This is a genomic window from Ruegeria sp. B11 (assembly GCF_056539785.1).
In genome coordinates, this window is sequence record NZ_JBQFVO010000013.1 from 1 (window position 1) to 6,299 (window position 6,299).

Consider the following 6,299-nt stretch of genomic DNA (forward strand, 5'->3'; position numbering starts at 1 on the left):
CCGCTTTACCAGAGATTTGGGTACAACTATCTTCGCCCATCAATCTCTGATCATGGAGGAATGACTTGGCACGAAATGTCTATGCAACTTTGAACCGTTGTTTGGTTGCGCCACGGTGAGTGGACATTCAAGGCCGACCGAGCCGCGCTACATTGAAAGGGATCTGCCGCGACCTCGCAATTGAGTTATGTTGTTCGGTTTTGGGTTGAATTATACCAGTCAGAATGCACTTTTGATTGAGTTTTGACGCGTTAAAGTTGATCGAATTATGCTATAACAATCGAAGTTTGAGCGTGTATAGTGAACCGTGCAAACTAATGGGCAAATCGTGCAAACTTATGCGCAAATGCTGCGCAAAATTATGGGCGAAGACCCCCATATTTTCTGAATAAAATCAATGTTAGGAATTCAGCGTTATGCGCGCACCTACAGCGGTTTGTAGGGACGCGCACAAACCTTCACGCACCCCATAAGTTTGCACGTTTTGCCCATAAGTTTGCACTGTTTCACGATAATAGTGCAGAGGGGAGCAAGTAGATCGCCTTATGCGGGTGTCGAGGGATAGATTTCAGTGTCTCAAGGATTGAACACCTGATCGCGATGTCTGATCAGGTCCTCCTTGTGCCCAGCAGTTAGACCAGAGATCCGCTTGGTATTTCCGGACAACAAGCTCATTGCCTGCGCGGACACTTAACTCGAAAACTTAGGTGACCCGTCGTCCTTGAAAGTGACAAGTCCGCTGTCGAATGCTGCGTCCCATAATGCCGTCAGCAAAATTCCATTGTGGACGTCCAACCGCTCAGCATCAGTCTCGCAATCTTTCCACGGCTTAATGTGTGAGGCTCTAAGGAGTTCAGTGTCAGAAATGTCCGAAATCGGGCAGCGACACCGCCAATAAAAGATCAATCGATTTCTGAAAATATCCTGACCATGTGTTGCTTGACCAACTGCTCCGCTTCAGTTTTCTACGGCAAACCATCGGTTGCAGCCTGAGATTCCTCCAGAGGGCAGTCTGGCAGTCTCACGGACAGCTCGTAGATACGTGTTGGCACCAGATACAGCCCGGACATCTGTGCGGCGTTGAGGGAACCTATGGGAAACTGCACGAAACTCGTTCAACTCATTAAGTTAGGTCAGTTGGGCGAATTGATTGCTCCAGGTTGTGAGTTGCTTGAAGTCTTCCGGCATCTTGTTTCGGAAGGTGCGCGGCAGGTACTCAAAGCTCTTTGAACCGCACCGAATACGGCTTTGTCTCGCCAACTTTGAGTTCCTCCGCAGCCAATTTGTTTTGCTCTCGACGTAAGCGTGGTTTGGTGAAGTCGCATTGCGGCACGGACTTCTTCGTTGAATAGCGAATTAAGGCTGCGATCAGCTAATTGGGATTGCTACGGAGAATATTTAGAACCTTCCATCGTAGTGTCGATAAAGGACTATACTCCCTGCCAGGCGCGCTTCGGGCGCGCGCCGAAACTTCTAACATTCAAGCAACGAAGGACAACGGCCTCTGTCCAAAAGCCACGTCAGCAGCGAATTCCAGAGAAGACAGAAGCAAAGATCCATTTTCTATGTCCAAACGTACAATACTTGAATAACGGAGGTATCGTGCAGGTCGTTTGGTTCAAACGGGATTTACGGGTGAATGATCATCCGGCACTAGCGCAAGCGTCTGAGGTTGGGCCAGTTCTGCCGCTCTATGTGGTTGAACCCGACCTGTGGCGGCAACCTGACGCGTCAACACGGCAGTGGAACTTTGTTGCTGAGACAATCGCTGAGCTGCGAGAAGACCTAGGGAAACTGGGCCAGCCACTCATTGTGCGCATCGGACAAATTGTGGCGGTCCTTTCCGAGTTAAAAGACCGAGGTCTAATAGACGCTCTTTGGTCACATGAGGAAACAGGAAATAATTGGACGTATCAGCGGGATCGGCAGGTCGCTGCATGGTGCAAGGATCTTGGCGTACGGTGGCACGAAGTCCAAAACCATGGCGTTTTTCGCAGGCTCAAGTCTCGCGACGGCTGGGCAGAACATTGGGATAGCTTTATGGCTCTGCCCGTTGTTTCACCAGTTGCGCTAAAGCGTATCGATATAGAGCCAGGGTATATTCCCACGGCGCGCGACCTCGGCTTGCGGGATGATCTGTGCGTTGGTCGTCAAGCCGGTGGACGAGCTGAGGGTCTGGAACGGCTGAACAGCTTTCTGACCTACCGAGGCAAAAGATACCAACGCGAGATGTCAAGCCCATTGGAGGGAGCCGTTGCGTGTTCGCGGCTGTCGCCCCACCTGGCTTGGGGCGCGCTTTCGATGCGCGAGGTTACACAAGCGACTGAAAAGCAAAGACGCAGATTGCCGCCGCAAGCAAAGGATTGGCGCAAATCGCTGCGATCATTTTCAGGCCGATTGCATTGGCATTGCCATTTCATTCAGAAACTTGAGGATGAACCTCGAATTGAGTTTGAAAATCTGCACAGGCTCTACGACGGGCTTCGACCAAAAACACCAGATGGCGCGCTCTTGGCCGCATGGTCCAAAGGCGAAACGGGATATCCGTTTTTGGACGCGTGCATGCGGTCATTGCAAGCGACGGGGTGGCTCAACTTTCGGATGCGCGCAATGGTGATGGCCACGGCGAGTTATCATCTCTGGCTGGATTGGCGGGCCTCGGGTGAGCATTTGGCGCGCATGTTTACTGACTACGAGCCGGGCATTCACTGGAACCAGGTGCAGATGCAATCAGGTACGACCGGCATCAATACTGTGCGCATCTATAATCCGGTTAAGCAGGGCTATGATCAGGATCCAGAAGGGGTGTTCATTCGGACATGGTTGCCGGAACTGGCCCATATTTCGGATCGGTACATCCACGAACCCTGGAAAGCCCAAGATGGGAAACAAATCATCGGAGTGCATTATCCAGAGCGTGTTTTTGACCATCTCGCAGCAGCCAAAGCCGCGCGCGAGCGGGTTTGGGGTGTCCGCCGAAGTGCGGAGTTTCGCTCTGAAGCGCAAGCCATTGCGACAAAACACGCGAGCCGAAAGACAAGGCGGACTGTTCGCAAAGTCGCGCGGTCGTCTCAAGATCAAGAGCAACTCAAACTGCCTTTGGGGGATCAGTGATGAAAATGCAGAAGAAAGCCGATTTACCCCAGAAAATCTGCCCGGTCTGCCAGCGCCCTTTCACCTGGCGCAAGAAATGGGAAAACACTTGGGATCAAGTGAAATACTGCTCGAAAAAGTGCAGGTCGGCCGCATGACTGAGATGTTTCCAGAACTTGCGGATGTGAAAGAGACAATCAGTTTCAAACCCACACGAACCAATGGTCTTACAAGGCTGAAGCAGTTCGTGGGACGCACCGGTCGGCATTATGCAAGTACGCGGAACTACGATTTTGGGACCGAGCAACGCAGCAATGTATCGGGTTTGTCACCTTGGCTGCGCCACCGTTTGATAACGGAGAATGAGGTTTTGGCAGCGGTATTAGCGTCGCATAGTTCCAACGCGGCAGAGAAGTTCGTGCAAGAAGTGTTTTGGCGCACTTACTTCAAGGGTTGGCTGGAACAAAGGCCCAGCGTCTGGGCACTTTATCAGCGGGATTTGTTGAGCGCTTTTGAGCGACTAAAAGATGATGAGGGCTTGGAGACCCGTTTCAACGGGGCAGTGAACGGCAATACCGGCATCGACTGTTTCGATCATTGGGCGCGGGAATTGGTGACGACTGGCTACCTTCATAACCATGCGCGCATGTGGTTCGCATCAATCTGGATTTTTACACTCCGCCTACCGTGGCAGCTTGGCGCGGATTTCTTTTTGCGGCATTTGCTGGATGGCGATCCCGCGTCGAATACGCTGAGCTGGCGGTGGGTTGGCGGATTGCACACGAAAGGCAAAACCTACCTCGCGCGACCTGATAATATTGCCAAATACACGGAAGGACGGTTTAAACCGAGAGGTCTGGCTAATTTTGCAGAGCCGTTGACCGAGCCGGTAGATCACCCGCTCATTCCCCTTTCAAGTTCGCACATGTTCCCGGACAGCCCTTATCTGTTGCTGTTGACGGAGGATGATCTGTCAGGTGACTGCTTAATGCCGACATCGCCTGCTGCCGTGATTGGACTTTTGGCGACGCATGGACGGTCTCCAAAGCCGATGGGAAACGCCGTAACGGACTTTGCCAAGGGGGCGATCAACAGCGCGCTTGAGCCTCACGGAAAGCTCGCGAAATCAGGCGCGGATTGGTGTGGTCCGTTGATCGAGGCAGCACGGAATGCGGGTGTCACGACCATTGCAACAGCCTATGCGCCTGTCGGCCCTACTCGGTCACGCCTGGATCGTGCAGAACCTGTATTGAGAGACGCAGGCTTGTCTTTGCACAGGATAATGCGACCGTACGACGCTATGACATGGCCTCATGCAAAGGCCGGATTCTTCGGCCTTCGAAAGAAAATCCCACCGCTCTTAGGCCAATTGAATCTGCTCAGCCAACAAAGACCATAACCCGTGTCCACTGCTACTCTTCTACTTCCCAATCAATTGTTTGCACAGCACCCGGGTCTGGCCGCCCGGCCAGACATTGTTGTGCTTTTCGAAGACCCGCTTTTCTTCGGTGATGCGTATTATCCGGCCACGATGCACAAGCAAAAGCTTTGGCTGCACCGCGCCTCAATGGCGCGCTATAGAGATGGCTTAGTCGCCAAGGGCTTTGATGCCGCGATATGGCCCTTTGAGCGGCAGCCGGGCGCATGTCTTCGACTGTTTCAAAGTCTGCGTGATCGCGGTGTCAGCCAAATGATCATGGCTGACCCAGTAGACTTCATCGCAAAAAGACGTTTACGGGCGGCAGCTGGCAGTACCGAAATCACGCTCGATATACAGCCTTCGCCTGGCTTTCTGAATACGCGGGACCACAATCTAGATTGGTTTGCCGGTCGAAAACGATGGCTCATGGCGGATTTCTACAAAAGCCAACGCTGCCGCTTGAACGTGTTGATGGACAGCGGTCAACCGACGGGGGGACAGTGGAGCTTTGACGAGGAAAATCGCAAGAAAGTGCCCAAGGCGCTGTTAGGCAGCCTGCCTTGGATCGATTGGCCTTCCCGTGACGCAGTTGATGAAGCTGCAAAAGCAAGCGTTCTTGCTGATTTTCCAGAAGCATTGGGCAGCCTGGATACGTTGTATTATCCGACATCACACAAAGCTGCGTCCGACTGGCTGGCGCAGTTTCTGGAACGGCGGTTCGAACGTTTTGGCGACTATGAAGATGCCATTGTTGAGGGCGAAAACTGGCTATGGCATGCCGTTCTCACGCCTGCATTGAACATAGGGTTGTTGACGCCAAAACAAGTTTTGGATGCTGCCCTGGCGCATGCGGATCGCAAGGGCATTCCCTTGAATTCGGTAGAAGGTTTTATCCGCCAGATCATTGGCTGGCGCGAATTTATGCGCGCGACTTATGAGAGCCTGGGTGTGCCGATGCGTACGACAAATCATTGGGGCCATCACCGCCCAATGCCCCGCGCTTTCTACGACGGAACCACCGGTATTGATCCGCTGGACGACACGATAAAAAGGGTGCTCAAGACAGGGTATTGTCATCATATTGAACGCCTCATGGTTTTGGGCGGATTTATGTTTCTGTGCGAAATTGATCCGGATCATGTCTATCGCTGGTTCATGGAAATGTTCGTCGACAGCTATGATTGGGTTATGGTTCCCAATGCCTACGCGATGAGCCAGCATGCCGATGGCGGGTTGATCACCACCAAACCGTACTTTTCGGGTTCAAACTATGTTCGCAAAATGAGCCATTGGGGAAAGGGGCCTTGGACCGACATTTGGGACGGGCTTTATTGGCGCTTTATTCTGAAACACAGCGATAGACTGACTGGCAATCCCCGATGGGCGATGATGTGCCGTACGGCTGGGCGAATGTCACCAGAGGTCAAAAGCGAGCACTTGGAGACGGCTGAAGTTTTTTTGCGACGGATGACATAAGCATGAACACTATGGTGGCGAATCACAGATATTGAGTTCACATCCCGTGATCAGCTTTGGGACTGGCTGAGCACGCATTTAATACATTCTTCTTCAATATCGTGTTTGATTGGTTGCGCGTGAAACTCGCCGATCAAAGTGCCTTGTGACTGCACATCTCCAAAATTGCAAAGTCCAACTGTGAAGGTCCGCTTTGGGCTGATAGCCGGCATAGCCAGGTAGGGTGTACGGCAGAATCTTGAACGCAAAACAATCTATATGTAGGCCGGAGTTATGCACGCGCGTTTGTTAGCTTGGAATGTCCGCAGGC

At 52.3% G+C, this 6,299-nt stretch carries 5 protein-coding genes; 4 read left to right on the forward strand and 1 reads right to left on the reverse strand.

Annotated elements, in window-relative coordinates; genetic code table 11:
- Positions 1 to 690: 690 nt before the first annotated feature.
- Entirely contained in the window at positions 691 to 906 is a 216-nt protein-coding gene (locus ACR0I1_RS20415) for an HNH endonuclease (protein WP_480707751.1), read from the reverse strand.
- Between the two features lie 696 nt (positions 907 to 1,602).
- Here ACR0I1_RS20415 and ACR0I1_RS20420 point away from each other — a divergent pair.
- Genes ACR0I1_RS20420 through ACR0I1_RS20435 form a run of 4 tightly spaced genes read left to right on the forward strand, consistent with a single transcriptional unit; the run spans position 1,603 to position 5,989 of the window.
- Positions 1,603 to 3,114 (forward strand): FAD-binding domain-containing protein, encoded by a 1,512-nt coding sequence (locus ACR0I1_RS20420; protein ID WP_480707752.1) that lies wholly within the window; start codon positions 1,603 to 1,605, stop codon positions 3,112 to 3,114.
- Between the two features lie 5 nt (positions 3,115 to 3,119).
- Positions 3,120 to 3,251 carry a DUF2256 domain-containing protein gene (locus ACR0I1_RS20425; protein WP_480454291.1) on the forward strand — a complete coding sequence of 44 codons (132 nt, stop codon included), beginning with the start codon at positions 3,120 to 3,122 and terminating at the stop codon, positions 3,249 to 3,251.
- Positions 3,248 to 4,492, forward strand: a complete 1,245-nt coding sequence (locus ACR0I1_RS20430; RefSeq protein WP_480707753.1) for an FAD-binding domain-containing protein — start codon at positions 3,248 to 3,250, stop codon at positions 4,490 to 4,492. Before ACR0I1_RS20425 ends, ACR0I1_RS20430 begins: the two co-directional genes overlap by 4 nt.
- Positions 4,493 to 4,495: 3 nt before the next feature.
- A complete protein-coding gene (locus ACR0I1_RS20435; protein ID WP_480707754.1) occupies positions 4,496 to 5,989 on the forward strand; it encodes a cryptochrome/photolyase family protein in 1,494 nt (497 codons plus the stop codon).
- Positions 5,990 to 6,299 lie beyond the last annotated feature (310 nt).

Coding starts and splice junctions, on each gene's coding strand:
- ACR0I1_RS20425 (WP_480454291.1), top strand. CDS start 3,120: ATGCAGAAGAAAGCCGATTTACCCCAGAAAATCTGCCCGGTCTGCCAG.
- ACR0I1_RS20430 (WP_480707753.1), top strand. CDS start 3,248: ATGACTGAGATGTTTCCAGAACTTGCGGATGTGAAAGAGACAATCAGT.